This is a genomic window from Flavobacterium frigoris PS1 (assembly GCF_000252125.1).
In the GTDB taxonomy this organism is placed as follows: Bacteria; Bacteroidota; Bacteroidia; order Flavobacteriales; family Flavobacteriaceae; genus Flavobacterium; species Flavobacterium frigoris_A.
Genome location: NZ_AHKF01000006.1, coordinates 1 through 15,906 on the forward strand (window position 1 = coordinate 1; position 15,906 = coordinate 15,906).

17 protein-coding genes and 1 tRNA gene are annotated in these 15,906 nt (G+C 35.3%); 9 read left to right on the plus strand and 9 right to left on the minus strand.

Annotated elements, in window-relative coordinates:
- Position 1: 1 nt before the first annotated feature.
- The 6 genes from HJ01_RS01150 to idi form a co-directional block, all read right to left on the minus strand.
- Positions 2–75, minus strand: a tRNA-Thr gene (locus HJ01_RS01150).
- A 78-nt stretch (positions 76–153) separates the two neighbouring features.
- Entirely contained in the window at positions 154–420 is a 267-nt protein-coding gene (locus tag HJ01_RS01155; protein ID WP_007136414.1) for a hypothetical protein, read from the minus strand.
- A gap of 57 nt (positions 421–477) precedes the next feature.
- Positions 478–1,446, minus strand: coding sequence for a type I phosphomannose isomerase catalytic subunit (locus tag HJ01_RS01160; RefSeq protein ID WP_007136415.1), 969 nt, complete (start codon positions 1,444–1,446; stop codon positions 478–480).
- A gap of 68 nt (positions 1,447–1,514) precedes the next feature.
- Positions 1,515–1,973 (minus strand): peroxiredoxin, encoded by a 459-nt coding sequence (locus HJ01_RS01165; protein WP_007136416.1) that lies wholly within the window; start codon positions 1,971–1,973, stop codon positions 1,515–1,517.
- On the minus strand, positions 1,973–2,383 hold the full coding sequence (locus tag HJ01_RS01170; protein ID WP_007136417.1) for a 6-pyruvoyl trahydropterin synthase family protein: 411 nt from the start codon (positions 2,381–2,383) through the stop codon (positions 1,973–1,975). The genes HJ01_RS01165 and HJ01_RS01170 overlap by 1 nt, the downstream gene beginning before the upstream one ends.
- A gap of 50 nt (positions 2,384–2,433) precedes the next feature.
- Positions 2,434–2,961: an isopentenyl-diphosphate Delta-isomerase gene (gene idi / locus HJ01_RS01175; RefSeq protein ID WP_007136418.1), complete on the minus strand. Its 528-nt coding sequence runs from the start codon at positions 2,959–2,961 to the stop codon at positions 2,434–2,436.
- 168 nt (positions 2,962–3,129) lie between these two features.
- On the opposite strand from idi, the gene HJ01_RS01180 reads away from it, so the two are divergent.
- From HJ01_RS01180 to HJ01_RS17055, 3 genes are all read left to right on the plus strand, one after another.
- A complete protein-coding gene (locus tag HJ01_RS01180) occupies positions 3,130–3,591 on the plus strand; it encodes a GNAT family N-acetyltransferase (protein WP_007136419.1) in 462 nt (153 codons plus the stop codon).
- Between the two features lie 150 nt (positions 3,592–3,741).
- Positions 3,742–4,299: a peptide-methionine (R)-S-oxide reductase MsrB gene (gene msrB / locus HJ01_RS01185; RefSeq protein ID WP_007136420.1), complete on the plus strand. Its 558-nt coding sequence runs from the start codon at positions 3,742–3,744 to the stop codon at positions 4,297–4,299.
- A gap of 512 nt (positions 4,300–4,811) precedes the next feature.
- Entirely contained in the window at positions 4,812–7,292 is a 2,481-nt protein-coding gene (locus tag HJ01_RS17055; protein WP_007136422.1) for an ATP-binding protein, read from the plus strand.
- 304 nt (positions 7,293–7,596) lie between these two features.
- Here HJ01_RS17055 and HJ01_RS01195 read toward each other — a convergent pair whose 3' ends face one another.
- Positions 7,597–9,174 (minus strand): NAD(P)/FAD-dependent oxidoreductase, encoded by a 1,578-nt coding sequence (locus HJ01_RS01195; protein WP_007136423.1) that lies wholly within the window; start codon positions 9,172–9,174, stop codon positions 7,597–7,599.
- A 184-nt stretch (positions 9,175–9,358) separates the two neighbouring features.
- On the opposite strand from HJ01_RS01195, the gene HJ01_RS01200 reads away from it, so the two are divergent.
- Positions 9,359–9,610 (plus strand): hypothetical protein, encoded by a 252-nt coding sequence (locus HJ01_RS01200; protein WP_007136424.1) that lies wholly within the window; start codon positions 9,359–9,361, stop codon positions 9,608–9,610.
- Between the two features lie 54 nt (positions 9,611–9,664).
- Here the strand turns inward: HJ01_RS01200 and HJ01_RS01205 are convergent, their stop codons facing one another.
- Positions 9,665–11,860, minus strand: a complete 2,196-nt coding sequence (locus tag HJ01_RS01205) for a RecQ family ATP-dependent DNA helicase (RefSeq protein WP_007136425.1) — start codon at positions 11,858–11,860, stop codon at positions 9,665–9,667.
- Between the two features lie 108 nt (positions 11,861–11,968).
- On the opposite strand from HJ01_RS01205, the gene HJ01_RS01210 reads away from it, so the two are divergent.
- The 5 genes from HJ01_RS01210 to HJ01_RS01230 all read left to right on the plus strand — a co-directional run bounded on the left by HJ01_RS01210 (position 11,969) and on the right by HJ01_RS01230 (position 15,338).
- Positions 11,969–12,934 carry an SIS domain-containing protein gene (locus HJ01_RS01210; RefSeq protein WP_007136426.1) on the plus strand — a complete coding sequence of 322 codons (966 nt, stop codon included), beginning with the start codon at positions 11,969–11,971 and terminating at the stop codon, positions 12,932–12,934.
- The gene (tatC, locus tag HJ01_RS01215; RefSeq protein ID WP_040473575.1) at positions 12,934–13,740 is read left to right on the plus strand and encodes a twin-arginine translocase subunit TatC; all 807 of its coding nucleotides are present in this window, start codon (positions 12,934–12,936) and stop codon (positions 13,738–13,740) included. Before HJ01_RS01210 ends, tatC begins: the two co-directional genes overlap by 1 nt.
- Position 13,741: 1 nt before the next feature.
- The gene (locus HJ01_RS01220) at positions 13,742–14,095 is read left to right on the plus strand and encodes a carboxymuconolactone decarboxylase family protein (RefSeq protein WP_040473582.1); all 354 of its coding nucleotides are present in this window, start codon (positions 13,742–13,744) and stop codon (positions 14,093–14,095) included.
- 159 nt (positions 14,096–14,254) lie between these two features.
- The gene (gene lptB, locus HJ01_RS01225; protein WP_007136429.1) at positions 14,255–14,995 is read left to right on the plus strand and encodes an LPS export ABC transporter ATP-binding protein; all 741 of its coding nucleotides are present in this window, start codon (positions 14,255–14,257) and stop codon (positions 14,993–14,995) included.
- 112 nt (positions 14,996–15,107) lie between these two features.
- On the plus strand, positions 15,108–15,338 hold the full coding sequence (locus HJ01_RS01230; RefSeq protein WP_007136430.1) for a DUF5808 domain-containing protein: 231 nt from the start codon (positions 15,108–15,110) through the stop codon (positions 15,336–15,338).
- A 61-nt stretch (positions 15,339–15,399) separates the two neighbouring features.
- Here the strand turns inward: HJ01_RS01230 and HJ01_RS01235 are convergent, their stop codons facing one another.
- Positions 15,400–15,768, minus strand: coding sequence for a four helix bundle protein (locus tag HJ01_RS01235; RefSeq protein WP_007136431.1), 369 nt, complete (start codon positions 15,766–15,768; stop codon positions 15,400–15,402).
- Between the last annotated feature and the right edge of the window lie 138 nt (positions 15,769–15,906).

The window sequence follows — 15,906 nt, forward strand, 5'->3', positions numbered from 1 at the left end:
GAGCCGGCGGAGGGACTCGAACCCACGACCTGCTGATTACAAATCAGCTGCTCTAGCCAACTGAGCTACGCTGGCGTCTCATTACGGGTGCAAATATACAGATGAATTCGATTTCTCCAAAACAAATCTGCATTTTTTTATCGTTTTTTTCGACTACAATTCGTTGATTTTAGCAATCAATTGATTTGCAGTTTGTTCTAATTCAACATTGATTTGTTTGAAGTGTGCTTTTTTGTTTTCAACGTTCTTTGCGTTCACTTTTATGATCAATTCGTCAAATGCAGCAATAGCTTCATCAATTAAATTGTTAGTTTCAGTTGTTGGTTTTCCTGTAGTTGAAATTTCAAACAAGTAAACTGCTTCAATAATATCTCCTAAAACGTAGTTGATGTCTTTTTTTAAATTCTTAATATTTGCCATTTTATTTTTAATTTTAATTTGCGTCTGCAAAAGTACATATAATCTTTCTATTACTCGCTATGAAATGTAAATTTCTAAAATAGAAGCTTTTCCATTTAGTACATAATTATTCATTGCTGCAGGTATCAATATAGTGTCTCCTTTTTTATACTTGGAAGTAACCTCGTTGTATTCCAACTCAAATTCACCGTCAATACACATATAAACAGTAAAGCTATCCCCTTTCTTATTAACGGCATCAATACCATCTAATGGTATAAAATTAGTAGTGAAATAAGGACAGTCCACAATCTCATTCGACTGATTCGTTTCCTTACTATAGGCACGGTATGTATCTACCCTATCATAATTAATTGCTTCGAGAGCCAAATCGACATGTAATTCCCTTGTATTCCCTTGGGCATCCACTCTGTCAAAATCATAGATCCTATAGGTAATATCAGAAGTTTGCTGAATCTCGGCAACAACTAATCCAGCACCGATAGCGTGAACGGTACCTGTTTCTAGAAAAAACACATCCCCTTCTTTTACTTTGACGTCATCAAGAATAGAAAGCAATGTTTTATTCTTTAGATTTTCTAAATATTCATTTGAATTTGATTTCTCTTTGAAACCAACAATGATTCTAGCATCTTCATCTGCCTGCATGATATACCACATTTCAGTCTTCCCGAAAGAATTATGACGCTTCTTAGCTAATTCATCATTAGGATGTACTTGAATTGATAAATCTTCACGTGCATCTAAATATTTAAAAAGTAACGGAAACTGCTTCCCGAATCTAGCATGAACAGCTGTCCCTAAGATTTCGTTTGGCGACTCATCAATGATTTCCGTCAATGATTTCCCTTTTAATTCTCCGTTAGCAACAACACTAACATCACCTTCTACAGTGGACAACTCCCAGCTTTCTCCAGTAATTTTTGAGCTGATGGGTTTATTCAGAACTGTTTTAAGCTTTTCACCTCCCCAGATTCTTTCTTTTAAAATAGGCGCAAACTGTAAAGGGTATATTTTTATCATCATTGTCTTTTCTTTATTTCCAGCAAACAATTTCGCAATTTCTTAAAATCACATCTGCCATTCTGATTACTTTATAATGCTAATTTTTTAATTGCCTTTAGGGCTATAGGAATATGTTTACTAGCCATCATACTGTCAAAGATCATTTTTATTTCCCCATTTCGATCCGTAACATAGGTAACCCTTCCAGGCAACAAACCAAACATATTAGATGGAACTCCAAATAATCTCCTGATCTTCCTATCATTATCGGACAATAGTATAAAGGGCAATTTGTATTGTCTGGCAAATTTTTGATGTGAACTAACATCGTCACCGCTTATACCAATAACCTCAGCACCCAAATCTTTAAAATCCTCATATTGGTCCCTAAAACCACATGCCTGTGTTGTACATCCCGGTGTATTGTCTTTAGGATAAAAATAAATAACTAGTGCTTTTTTTCCAACAAAATCCCGGCTGTCAAAGACATTTCCATCTGTATCTTTTGCTGTAAAATTCGGAATCCTATCTCCTACTTTTAATTCCATTATTCTCCTTTATAGGTTACAAAATTACGCGCGGTTTCATAAAGAACCACTTCTAAATCAAATTCGGATTCAATTCTTTTTCTTATTTTGTTCCAAATCACCACGACAATATTTTCTGCAGTCGGATTTAGATTTTCAAATTCCGGAACATCCAGATTTAGATTTTTGTGATCAAACTGATTTTCCACTTCTTCTTTAATAATGTCTGCCAAAATTTTAACATCCATGACAAAACCCGTCTCTTGGTCAATTTCTCCAGTAACACTAACAATCAGATCATAGTTGTGACCATGGAAATTGGGATTATTACACTTGCCAAAAACCATATCGTTTTTTTCTAAAGTCCAATCCTTACGATATAGGCGATGTGCCGAATTAAAATGTGCTTTTCTACTTATTGTTACTCTCATGGTAATGTCTTTTTTTTTAAAAGATTACTAAAATCTCAGAACTGTATTTTTTATACTTTATGGTCTTCCAAAAAATGATAGAACTCGTCAAATATGATTTTAAACCATACTGTATAGATTTCAGGATGTAATAACATATCGCTTTTAACCTCTTCAATATTCATCCATTTCCAAGCCTCCACTTCCTCTGGATTTATTTCTGGTTTTTCATCATAATAACCAATCATCACATGATCTAGTTCGTGTTCTGTCAAACCATTGTCAAAAGGAGCTTTGTAAATAAAGTGAAAAAGCTCTTTGAGATCAGTTTTAAAACCCATTTCCTCAAATAGTCTTCGACTTCCGGCTTGGATATTGGTTTCGCCTTCCCGCTGATGACTGCAACAGGTATTAGTCCAAAGCAAAGGGGAATGGTATTTATGATGTGCACGCTGCTGCAGCATGATTTCATTTCTACTGTTCAAAACAAAAACAGAAAAGGCGCGATGCAAAACTGCTTTTTCATGTGCCTCCAATTTAGGCATCAATCCAATCTGCTCATCGTCTTTATTAACTAATATTACGTTTTCTTCTATCATATCTATTTTTAGCGTCACAAAAATACAAAAAAGATAAACAACAGGGTGGCCTTTAACGTTCTGTTTCTTTTTGTTGAACTCCTAAAGACCCATTCAAATTCTAATCGAATCTTATAAATCCATTCAAATATTGTTTCGTACTTTTGATAGACCTAACGATCACTCAAAATGAACCTGATAAAAATCCGAAAAGCCACACTGAACGACCTCAAAACACTACTCGAATTCGAACAGGGTATCATTACCGCAGAACGTCCGTACGATCCCACTTTAAAAGAAGATAAAATTCATTATTATGATGTTGAACAAATGATTTTAGCCACTGACATCGAAGTCCTAGTCGCTGAAATTGATGCGGTTATCATAGGTTCCGGTTATGCGAGGATAACAGCCGCCAAACCCTACTTAAAACATCCAAACTATGGTTATTTGGGTTTTATGTTTACAGATCCTAAACATAGAGGGAAAGGGGTAAATTCAAAAATTATAGCAGCACTAAAAAACTGGTGCCATTCACTCGACATATACGAACTCCGTTTGGACGTCTATAATGACAATCCTTCAGCCATAAAAGCTTATGAAAAAGCAGGCTTCAAAAAACATTTGATCAATATGAGAACAGGACTGTAAAAAAAACGCTGACAAAACCAGAAGCATCATTTATTCTCAACTAACATTAGTTAACATAAATACAAATGCATGTTAATTGCAAACGTTAGACATTACATCGCACAATAGCTTCTTACCTTTGTACAGTCAAGCATCAAACCATGTTTACTTATGAAAACAAAATCATTATTTAGTCTGTTAGTACTCCTTTCGTTATTCGTGGTTCCAGCTTACAGCCAAGCAATAAAAAAAAAGAACAACCCTAATAAATCTTCAATTATGGAAAACAAAATCAACAAACCGGAAAATCCGTATTACTCCAATACCGACAACACAAAATTACATCTGTCTGATTCCGAATGGAAAAAAATCTTATCCCCAGACGTCTATGAAGTCACGAGACATGCTGATACCGAAAGACCATTTACCGGGAAGTTTTGGAACACAGATGAAAAAGGAACCTATTATTGCGCTGCTTGTGGCAACAAATTATTTCGATCTGGCGCTAAGTTTTCAAGTAGTTGCGGATGGCCTAGTTTTTTTGAACAAGACAACAAAAACAGCGTTATTTATAAAAAAGACAACTCCTTTGGAATGGTGCGAATAGAGGCACTTTGTGGCAGATGTGACGGCCATCTTGGCCACCTTTTTGATGATGGCCCAGCACCAACCGGAAAAAGATACTGTATGAATTCTATCGCGCTTGACTTTATCCCTGATAACAAATAGCATAAAATTTTTTTTAAATACATACCAACTTCGCCATCCAGGTTTGTACAACGCTCCAAAGACCAAAACAAATCTAAGGCACCAGCGATCACCCTATTTATATGTGCCAAAACTTTAAGCAACATTTAAATAAGAGTTGATTAATCGAAAACAATAGATCCTGAAACCGAAAAGCAATTTTCGGTTTTTTTGTTTTTTTTCAATGAAGTTCCTACACCAATTACTCTTGTTTTTATCTATTTAAATAGCAGCACATACTATTGAAATAAAGCACACTATCCTTTTTTTTCAATTTAAACATCTCGTTCTTTCAGGCCTAATTCCACTATTAAAGACTACTATCAAAAACACATGCCATCTTTTGGAATGAAATTTGCTCAGCGAGAATCAAATGCTTTTTTATGTATATTTGACCGATAATTGTAAAAGAGTCGAATAAATCGTTCACCATAAAGTTTTAAAAGCATAACCGCTTTAAAATCAGAAATACAACCATTAATTTCTTACCGTCTATGACTAGTAACGATTATATTGACTTTTTTAAGCAATCTCCTGCCATGTCGCTGGTAATGGATACTAATTTCAAAATAGTAACCGTAACTAATAGTTATTTAAAAGTCACGATGACTACACGGGAAAACATTATTGACAAAAATGTTTTTGATATATTTCCTGATAATCCAGAAGAAGAGCTAGCCAAATCCACGACTAATCTGAGAGCTTCATTAAACCGAGTTTTGGAAAACAAAACGGAGGAGAGAATGGAGGATATAAAATACGACATACAAAAACCCACATCAGAAGGAGGCGGCTTTGAAGGCCGTTATTGGAGAATTATCAACTCCCCTATTCTTGACTCAGATAATAATGTCACACATATAATCCAAGTTGTTGAGGATATAACCAACAACAAGAAGCTACTTTCTAATAATATTAAACTAAAAAAGAATATCAAACTTTTGGCGGAATCATACGAATTTTCCGAAGAAATCATTGCTACAATGATGGAGCCAATGTTGGTTCTCAATGAAGACCTTAAAATCAAATCCGCCAGCAATTCATTTTGCCGAAAGTATTCTATATACAAAGAAGAAATTGAAGGGATATCAGTTTTTGACATAGACAATAGAAAATGGGACTTACCTGAATTACGAGACCTCTTGAACAAAATGCTTTCAAAAAGCATCAACTTTCATAAAGTAGAAATAGCCTATGACATTTCAACTATTGCCCCACAAACAATTGTAGTTAGCGCAAATTATATTTTTCAAAAAACACATGATGAAAAAACAATCCTACTAGCTATACAAGATGTTTCCGAAGTAAGACGCTTATCACTAGAACTTCAAAATAAAGAAAAAAGAGAATTCGAAAAACTACTTGAGATACAAAAAAAGGCATCGAAAGAGATTGAAGACAGCAACAAACGATTTAACATGATACTGCTGCAGTCCCCATTTGCAATAGCTATATTAAAAGGTAAAGACATGGTTATTTCTCTCGCAAATGATAGCATCAAAGCAATGTGGGGCAAAGGTCAAAATTTAGAAGGTCAAAGATTCAACGATGTTTTACCTGAACTAATAGATAAAGAATTTCCTTTATTACTAGACAATGTTTTTACTACCGGTATTCCTTTTTTCGGAAACGAACTTCTTGCACCCATTATACATGATGGAGAATTAAGAGATGCTTATTTTAATTTTGTGTATCAGCCATATTATGAAGCCGATGAAACAATTTCAGGAGTTACTATCATTGCTTATGACGTAACGCCTCAGGTATTAGTAAAAAATGAGCTGGTCGAATCAAAAATTAACGCAGAAATAAAAACAAAAATTGCAGAAGAAGCCGTAATATCAAAACAGCAATTTTTGTCAAATATGAGTCATGAAATAAGGACACCTATGAATGCAATTATCGGATTTACGAATGTGATTCTTAAGACTAATTTAGACGAATCCCAAACAGCATATATTAGCGCCATTAAGGAATCCGGGGATGCATTGATAATTTTAATTAACGACATCTTAGACATCGCTAAAGTTGACGCTGGAAAGATGACCTTTGACCATACCCCATTTAAGTTATCCAAGTCCATTACGACAATTCTTCACCTTTTCGAACAAAAAATAAAAGAAAAAAATATAGAATTCTTTCATGAATGTGACGACTCCATTCCCAAATTTTTAATAGGAGACCCGATGCGTTTGCGTCAGATTATTTTAAATTTAATGAGCAATGCGATAAAATTCACTTCAAAAGGTAAAATAAGCGTAACTATTCAATTATTAAATCAAGACAACAATAAAGCCACCATTGAATTTTTAATAACAGATACAGGAATTGGTGTACCTCAAGATAGACTGGGACAAATTTTCAATAATTTCGAACAAGCAAGTAAAGCCACTAGTAGTTCTTATGGAGGAACAGGACTTGGTCTTGCAATCGTCAAACAGTTAGTAGAACTTCAAGGAGGATCAATCATTGCAAAAAGTGAGGAAGGCACAGGATCTACCTTTGGTTTCATTATGAGTTTTGAAAAATCAATTTCCGAAGAAGAAGCTATTAAAGAAGACATCATCCCACTACTTCCAATTCCCCAAAATAAGTCAACGACTGAAAAAATTAAGGTTTTGGTTGTAGAAGACATGACATTGAATCAGCTCTTATTGAAGATTATATTATTGGACTTCGGGTACGAAATTGACGTAGCTGATAATGGTAAAATTGCCATTGAAAAATTCCAAAAAAACAATTATGATATCGTTTTAATGGATTTACAAATGCCAGAAATGAACGGATTTGAAGCTACTTCCTACATCCGCGACATCCTAAAATCTGAAACCCCAATTATTGCTCTTACTGCTGACGTGACTACCGCAGATGTAGATAAATGTAAAGCAGTTGGCATGAATGATTATATTTCTAAACCTATCGATGAAAAATCATTATTAAGTAAGATCAATAGACACATCTGTAAATTAAATTAAAAAAAGGGAGGCGATTTTGATTAAAATGTAAGCCAATAGATTTTTTCTATATTTGAAAATAACAAGACATTATTAGTTTCAAAACAGAAAAAAAATTAGAACATTTCTCTTAACATGTATCTGTATCAAAATACTTTAACCTTACAGAAACGATTACTAATCGACAACAGCAAGAATATAATTTTATATTTAAAAAATCATTGACCTAACTATCTTTAAATTTTCGGAAGCAAAAAAGCACAGGAAAAATAATTCTTATCCCATAAAATAAGAAATCTTTGAATTTATACCAAACCTCGATTCTTTACTGATTCGAGGTTTTTTTATGTAGACTTTCTCCAATCATTAAAGCACATTTTTCACCGTCAATGGCAGCAGATATAATTCCTCCTGCATAACCTGCGCCTTCTCCGCAAGGATACAATCCTTTAATTTGAACATGCTCGTATGTTATCGCATCTCTAGGTATACGAACAGGCGACGATGTCCTGGATTCCGGAGCATGCAAAATAGCTTCATTGGTCAAATAGCCTTTCATGGATTTTCCAAATTCAGAGAAACCTTCACGTAATATCTGTGTTAGGAAGCCTGGAAAAACTTGCCCCATTTCTACGGAAGTAGTACCTGGAACATAAGAGGTTTTCGGAATTTCAGAAGAAACTCTACTTTGAGTAAAATCAATCATGCGTTGCGCTGGAACTTTTTGACTTTCTCCTGCCAAATGCCATGCTTTTTGTTCGATGCTTTTTTGAAATTCCATTCCAGCCAAAGCACCAAATTTGGCAAAAGGCTTAAAATCTTCCAATTTCAGTTCGATAACAATTCCTGAATTGGCAGTAGCCTGATCTCTTTTTGATGGAGACCAACCGTTAGTAACCACTTCCCCCGGACTAGTTGCGCAAGGGGCAATTACACCTCCAGGACACATACAAAAAGAGTACATCCCACGTCCTCCCACTTGTTTTACAATACTATAAGGAGCGGGCGGCAAAAGTTCTCCGCGATAATCACAGCTATATTGAATACTGTCAATCAAAGATTGCGGATGCTCAGCCCTAACGCCCAAGGCAAAAGCTTTCGCCTCGATAAATATTTGCTTCCGATCCAGTAACTCAAAAATATCTCGGGCAGAATGTCCTGTTGCCAAAATTAATTTGTTCGCTAGAATAGTCGTTCCATTTTGGGTCACAATTCCCTCCACTTCATTGTTTTTGAGTAAGATATCAGTGACCCTAGTCTCAAACAATACTTGCCCACCACATTCGATTATTTTTTCACGAATGTCCTGAATAATTTGAGGTAATTTATTTGTACCAATATGCGGATGCGCCTCAACTAATATATCTGGTGTTGCACCATAAGCGACTAGCAACTCCAAGATTCGGGTCACATCTCCTCTTTTTTTAGAGCGCGTATATAATTTTCCGTCAGAATAAGTTCCTGCTCCGCCTTCGCCAAAACAATAATTAGAATCTTCATTAACGATATGATCGACATTAATTGCCTTCAAATCGCGACGACGACCGCGTACGTCTTTACCACGTTCAACTACTATTGGCTTTAATCCCAATTCGATTAATTGCAAAGCAGCAAAAAGTCCTGCAGGACCAGCACCTACGACTATAACCTCTTGTGCAGTGGCGACATTGGGATAATCTGGAATTTCCATTTTTCTCTCCTGAAAAGGCTCCCCTTTCAAATAAATAGCCACTTTCAAATTGATTTTTATCGTTTTTTGACGAGCATCAATCGAACGTTTCAATATGGAAACATGCTGAATTTCCTTTGGGGAAATCTTTAGTAATTTTCCAAGATAATCTTTTAGCAGCAAGTCATTTGCGGCTATTTCTGGAGATACTTGTAACAGGTGTTCTTGCGGCATTTTTTTAGATTATTCGATTTTTAGATTATCTGACTTTTAGAAATAGTCAAAATAATCCGGTACAAAAGTAGTATTTTGTAACGAACTCTTGGTATGGAAAGAAGAATCCATTTTCAAAACGGCTTATTTTTCAAAATAGACTTTGTAACTTTGAGCCGTATAAATCTTATAACCTCATCAAAAAATGTCTAGAAAAATAAAATTAATATGGGATTTCCGTGGACCTGCTTCAGCAAAAACAGCTGAACATCATGAAATCCACCTAAAGGAATACATTGCCATCGAAAAATTACCGCTAAACATTACGGGTTTTGAAATTCAGAGTGAAATGGTGGCTATTGCTTATATGGTAGTTACGGACGAGCATATGATTCAGGTACGTGATGCCTTGAAACCGCATCGTGGAGAAATTTATGTTGAAGCTCAAAAGTCATAAAGTATTAAAATTATAGAACAGACTTTAATACTTTATGACTTTACAACTTTAAGACTAATTTGCTACTTCACTAATAAATTTAATACGCATTAAACGCAATTCTTCAGTATCATAATCGCCCTCAAATTCTTTTAAGGCATCTTCTATTTTATCTGTGGTGGACTCCATGAAATAGTCGTAAATCTCCGCTTGCTGATCATCATCTAACATCTCGTCAATCCAATATTTGATATTCAACTTGGTACCAGAATAGACTATTTGTTCCATTTCTTTCATCAGTAGATCCATTGTAAACCCTTTGGCTTTAGCAATATCATCAAGAGATAATTTGCGATCAACATTTTGAATGATATACAGTTTATTGGCTGATTTTATCCCTGTTGATTTTACGATTAAATCTTCGGGACGCAGGATTTCATTCTCTTCGACATATTTACTTATCAATTCAACGAACTCCTTACCATATTTCTTTGCTTTCCCTTCTCCAACTCCATGAATATGGATTAATTCCTCTACAGAAATAGGGTATTTTAAAGCCATATCTTCCAATGATGGATCTTGGAAAACCACAAAAGGAGGAACTCCTATTTTCTTAGAGACTTTTTTACGTAAATCTCGTAACATATTCATCAGGACCTCATCAATAACTGCAGATGATTTTGAAGCGGTTACAATGGCTTCGTCTCCTGCTTCATTGTATTCATGATCCTCAGACATCAAAAAAGAACTTGGGTTTTTTATAAAGTCTAATCCCTGATCAGTAATTTTAACGATACCATAAGTCTCAATATCTTTAGTCAAATACCCAGCTACAAGGACTTGCCGCAATAAGGCCATCCAATATTTTTCATCAAAGGCAGCTCCTGACCCGAAAAAAGCCTGAATGTCTGTCCTATGCGCTTTTATAACGGCATTGACCCTACCTATCAGAGTAAAAACAATTTCCTTGGATTTGTACAAATGTTTAGTATCCCTAACTATCTCCAGTAACTTAACGACTTGGTCTTGTGCTTCGATTTTTACTTTTGGATTTCTGACATTGTCATCCATATCACCACCTTCACCGGTTGCATTGTCAAATTCTTCACCAAAGTAATGCAACAAAAATTTTCTTCTAGACATTGAAGTTTCGGCGTAAGCCACCACTTCCTGCAATAAAGCAAAGCCGATTTCTTGCTCTGCAACGGGTTTTCCCGACATGAATTTTTCTAGTTTCTCTACGTCCTTATAAGAATAGTAAGCCAAACAATGACCTTCACCACCATCTCGACCAGCACGACCCGTTTCTTGATAATAGCTTTCCAACGATTTTGGAATATCATGGTGAATCACAAAACGCACATCAGGCTTGTCAATTCCCATCCCAAAAGCAATTGTAGCCACCACCACATCTACATCTTCCATAAGAAACATGTCCTGATGTCTGGCACGTGTTTTTGCGTCTAGTCCAGCATGATAAGGAACAGCACTAATACCGTTCACCTGTAAAACATGAGCAATTGCCTCCACTTTCTTTCGGCTTAAACAATAAATAATCCCAGATTTCCCTTTATGTTGTTTTATAAAACGGATAATATCCGATTCTACATTTTTTGTTTTTGTGCGTACCTCATAATACAAATTAGGTCTATTGAATGATGCCTTAAAAGTAGTAGCATCACACATATCTAAATTTTTCAGGATATCTTCCTGAACTTTCGGGGTTGCAGTAGCAGTAAGGCCTATAATAGGTAAATCTCCCAATTGCTTAATGATATGTTTAAGATTCCTGTATTCTGGTCTAAAATCATGCCCCCATTCAGAGATACAATGCGCTTCATCAATAGCAACAAAAGAAATCTTGACTGTTTTAAGAAAATTGACATTTTCCTCTTTAGTCAACGACTCTGGCGCAACATATAACAGTTTTGTCAGTCCGGACGTAATGTCCTTTTTAACTTGCGTAATTTCTGTTTTTGTAAGTGAAGAGTTTAAAACGTGGGCAATACCATTCTCTGAAGACAAGCTTCGAATCGCATCTACCTGATTTTTCATTAAAGCGATCAGAGGAGAAACAACGATAGCCGTTCCGTCTTGAGTTAAAGCTGGTAGTTGATAACAGAGCGACTTCCCACCACCAGTGGGCATGATAACAAATGTATTCTGCCTGTCGAGCAAACTTTTTATCACTTGTTCCTGCAGGCCCTTAAATTGGCTAAAGCCAAAATATTTCTTTAATTCTTTATGTATGTCAATTTCGTTTGAATTCATTCTTTATTATATGGTATTATGATGTGGTATTACGTGGTATTTTGTATAAATTTGCACCACATAAAGATACAAATTTCTTTTACACATACAAATTTTAAATATTCTGTTTTGATATCTAAAGAAAATATATTGGCTATCGCCAAAAAAACCATTTTATCTGAGAGCGAAGCGATTACAAAGTTAACGGACTTACTAGACGATAATTTTTCAGACGCAACACAAGCAATCTACAATTCAAAGGGAAGATTAATAGTCACCGGCATAGGAAAAAGCGCTATCATAGCCCAAAAAATGGTGGCTACCTTCAACTCAACCGGAACGCCATCAATGTTCCTTCATGCTTCTGAAGCAATTCACGGAGATTTAGGCATGATACAAAATGATGACATAATCATTTGTATTTCTAAAAGCGGAAATAGTCCTGAAATAAAAATTTTAGTCCCACTTTTAAAACGTTTTGGAAATACTTTAATCGCTATTACTGGAAACACGACCTCTTTTTTGGCAAAAGGTTCTGATTTTGTTTTAAATACTACGGTAGAAAAAGAAGCCGATCCAATCAATTTAGCTCCAACAAATAGCACCACTGCCCAATTAGTTATGGGCGATGCAATAGCAATATGTTTAATGGAAATTCGCGGTTTCAAACCAGAAGATTTTGCCAAGTACCATCCAGGAGGTGCTCTAGGAAAAAAACTATTACTCAGGGTACAAGATATGCTAGAACACACCTTAAAACCTATGGTTTCAGCAGACACTTCTATAAAGAAAGTGATTTTTGAAATTTCAGAAAAACGATTAGGTGTAACTGCAGTTGTGGATCAGGAAAAAGTTATCGGGATTATTACTGATGGTGACATTAGAAGAATGCTCAACGAAAGGGACTCTTTTACCGATTTAACCGCAAAAGACATCATGACTAAAAACCCAAAATTGATTCAATCAACAGCCATGGTAGTAGATGCTTTTAATATTCTAGAAGATTTTTCCATTACACAACTGGTCGTGGTAGACGGCGAAGAGTACAAAGGTGTTTTACATTTACATGATATTTTAAAAGAAGGAATACTATAATGGCAAAGAAAAACTTAAACGAAATGTCGTTTTTAGATCATCTTGAAGATTTAAGATGGTTGTTAGTACGAAGTACAGTAGCGATAATCCTAATGGCATTCGTCACTTATTTCATCAGTGACTACCTATTTGACACGATAATATTTGGCCCCACCAGACCTACGTTTTTTACCTATCAGTTCTTCTGTGAGTTATCACATTCACTAGGTTTTGCAGACAACATCTGTATCACTGAAATGCCATTCATCATACAAAATACACAGATGGAAGGCCAAGTAAATGTCTTTATTTGGGTGTGTATTTTAGCCGGATTTATTTTGAGTTTCCCTTATATATTGTGGGAAATCTGGAAATTCATCAGTCCTGCCTTATACACAAAAGAGAAGAAAAACGCCAAAGTCTTTATCTTTTTCTCATCGCTGCTTTTCTTTATGGGCGTTTTATTTGGCTACTTTGTAGTAATTCCAATGTCCGTTAACTTTGTAGCGACCTTTACGGTCAGTGATGTCGTACTAAACCAGTTCACTTTAGACTCCTATATAGGAATGGTAAAAACATCCGTTCTAGCAAGTGGATTGTTTTTTGAATTACCAATTATCATTTATTTCTTAACAAAACTGGGACTTGTAACCCCCTCTTTTTTAAGAAACAATCGAAAATATGCAATTGTCCTTGTACTAATTATAGCAGCTATAGTAACCCCACCAGACGTGGTGAGTCAAACTATTGTTGCGATTCCAATGTTATTAATCTTTGAAGCAAGTATCTTCATTTCGGTATTTGTTTCTAAAAATGAAAAAAAATAAAATGGCTGCAATAATCGAAGAATTCAATGAATATCGTTCTAGAATGAACGAAAAATTACTATCTGACAACAACAAAATAGTAAAACGCATTTTCAACTTAGACACTAATGCTTATGCTGCTGGTGCTCTTGACGTAAAAACAAAAGAACTTCTAGGACTAGTTGCCTCAACCGTTTTACGCTGTGATGACTGTGTGAAATACCATCTGGAAACAAGCCATAAAGAAGGCGTTACCAAAGAGGAAATGATGGAAGCAATGGGAATTGCCACACTAGTTGGCGGAACTATCGTTGTACCCCATTTACGTAGAGCTTATGAGTTCTGGGAAGCCCTTGAAGAAGAGGCTACAAAATAACATTCCTTTAAAAATAGAAATCGTCTAGACCTTTTTTGCGAAGGCAATTTCATTTGAAAAGAAACTAAATAATTGTTAACAGCTTGATTTTCTTATTTGTTTATTCGTTTATTTGTAACGTTTAAGCAGAACTTTCATCAAACAATTACACGAAACGAAATGATTTTAAGAGCAGAAAATTTAGTAAAAAAATACAAAGGCCGAAGTGTCGTAAAAGGCATTTCGGTTGAAGTAAACCAAGGAGAAATCGTTGGCCTTTTAGGACCAAATGGCGCTGGAAAGACAACTTCATTCTATATGATTGTGGGTTTGGTTAAACCAAATTCAGGAAACATCTATCTTGATGACATGAACATTACCGATTACCCTATGTACAAAAGGGCACAGCACGGGATCGGTTATTTGGCACAAGAAGCTTCTGTTTTTAGAAAACTAAGTATTGAAGACAATATATTGAGCGTTTTGCAGCTAACTACTCTATCAAAAGAAGAACAAGAGGCCAAAATGGAAAGTTTGATTGCTGAGTTCAGCCTAGAGCACATTCGCACCAATCGAGGGGATTTACTATCTGGTGGAGAGCGACGTCGTACTGAAATAGCTCGTTGCCTGGCTACTGATCCCAAATTTATCTTGCTCGATGAGCCTTTTGCCGGTGTTGACCCTGTTGCTGTTGAGGACATACAAAGAATTGTAGCTCAATTAAAAAATAAAAACATAGGAATTCTAATTACTGATCATAACGTTCAGGAAACTCTTGCAATTACTGATAAAACCTATCTAATGTTTGAAGGTGGTATTTTGAAAGCTGGAATTCCAGAGGAATTGGTGGAAGATGAAATGGTACGTAGAGTGTATTTAGGACAAAATTTTGAGCTGAGAAAGAAAAAACTGGAGTTTTAAAAAACTGTTTACTATTCAATAATTAGTTTAAAAAGAGTGCTCAGTTCTGGAAACAGCCCTTGTTTTGTTCCAAGATTAAAGAATATTAAATCAACACTTAAACCAATTTGTTATGAGCCAAAAAGAAAAACCATCTACAGAAACGCTTAAGAAATGGCACAAAGATCCCAATAATTGGAAGCTTGGTATCTTTTACTACAATAAAGAAGACAAACGCATACTTCCTCCTAAAAGAATGGCTTGGGCCGGCTGGACAGTTAATTTTGCCAATTCTATTTCAGTTGCCTTTTTTGTTATTGTTATTATTATAATAATTGGGATAGCCTTGTTTCTTCCAAAATAATATTACTGAAAACTAAATACTGACTACTGAACACTGATCACTGATGACTGCAAGCTAATCACTAAAGAGCCACACCAAATTTTTGCGGATTTAAAATCATGTAATTAATCAGTTTGCCAACTTCATTACTTTCATTTAGCAATTCGTTGTAAACACTTTCAGTGATATAATTACATTTAAATGAAAACTCAAGCCAAACTTGAATTTCTGAATTTTCGGCATCTGAGTCGGTTAATTTGCTATGAAAATTCTTGGGATAAACTCTTTTTCTATAGGATTCTGAGATATTAGCGGGGACGCTTCTTGAACAACGCCTAATTTGATCCGTTAAAGAATACATTTCTTCTTTCGGAAATAGCTTCGTTATTTCAAAAATTTTCATCGCCAGTGAAAATGATTTCTGATATGCTAATAAATCTTGAAATTTCATTACTTATATTGTTATTTAATACTGATCACTAATTACGAATCACTGAATACTGATTCCTGCAAACTGAACACTGCTCACTACACACTACACACTGTATGCTGATTTCTGAACACTAAAAACTGATCACTGATCACTGAT

What these genes read in the sequence shown, in the direction of transcription:
- HJ01_RS01230 (WP_007136430.1), top strand. Translation starts at nt 15,108, where the DNA reads ATGAGCCAAAAAGAAAAACCATCTACAGAAACGCTTAAGAAATGGCAC.
- HJ01_RS01200 (WP_007136424.1), top strand. Translation starts at nt 9,359, where the DNA reads ATGTCTAGAAAAATAAAATTAATATGGGATTTCCGTGGACCTGCTTCA.
- HJ01_RS01235 (WP_007136431.1), bottom strand. Translation starts at nt 15,768, where the DNA reads ATGAAATTTCAAGATTTATTAGCATATCAGAAATCATTTTCACTGGCG.
- msrB (WP_007136420.1), top strand. Translation starts at nt 3,742, where the DNA reads ATGAAAACAAAATCATTATTTAGTCTGTTAGTACTCCTTTCGTTATTC.
- HJ01_RS01220 (WP_040473582.1), top strand. Translation starts at nt 13,742, where the DNA reads ATGGCTGCAATAATCGAAGAATTCAATGAATATCGTTCTAGAATGAAC.
- lptB (WP_007136429.1), top strand. Translation starts at nt 14,255, where the DNA reads ATGATTTTAAGAGCAGAAAATTTAGTAAAAAAATACAAAGGCCGAAGT.
- HJ01_RS01155 (WP_007136414.1), bottom strand. Translation starts at nt 420, where the DNA reads ATGGCAAATATTAAGAATTTAAAAAAAGACATCAACTACGTTTTAGGA.
- HJ01_RS01205 (WP_007136425.1), bottom strand. Translation starts at nt 11,860, where the DNA reads ATGAATTCAAACGAAATTGACATACATAAAGAATTAAAGAAATATTTT.
- HJ01_RS01160 (WP_007136415.1), bottom strand. Translation starts at nt 1,446, where the DNA reads ATGATGATAAAAATATACCCTTTACAGTTTGCGCCTATTTTAAAAGAA.
- HJ01_RS01180 (WP_007136419.1), top strand. Translation starts at nt 3,130, where the DNA reads ATGAACCTGATAAAAATCCGAAAAGCCACACTGAACGACCTCAAAACA.
- HJ01_RS17055 (WP_007136422.1), top strand. Translation starts at nt 4,812, where the DNA reads ATGACTAGTAACGATTATATTGACTTTTTTAAGCAATCTCCTGCCATG.
- tatC (WP_040473575.1), top strand. Translation starts at nt 12,934, where the DNA reads ATGGCAAAGAAAAACTTAAACGAAATGTCGTTTTTAGATCATCTTGAA.
- HJ01_RS01170 (WP_007136417.1), bottom strand. Translation starts at nt 2,383, where the DNA reads ATGAGAGTAACAATAAGTAGAAAAGCACATTTTAATTCGGCACATCGC.
- HJ01_RS01195 (WP_007136423.1), bottom strand. Translation starts at nt 9,174, where the DNA reads ATGCCGCAAGAACACCTGTTACAAGTATCTCCAGAAATAGCCGCAAAT.
- idi (WP_007136418.1), bottom strand. Translation starts at nt 2,961, where the DNA reads ATGATAGAAGAAAACGTAATATTAGTTAATAAAGACGATGAGCAGATT.
- HJ01_RS01165 (WP_007136416.1), bottom strand. Translation starts at nt 1,973, where the DNA reads ATGGAATTAAAAGTAGGAGATAGGATTCCGAATTTTACAGCAAAAGAT.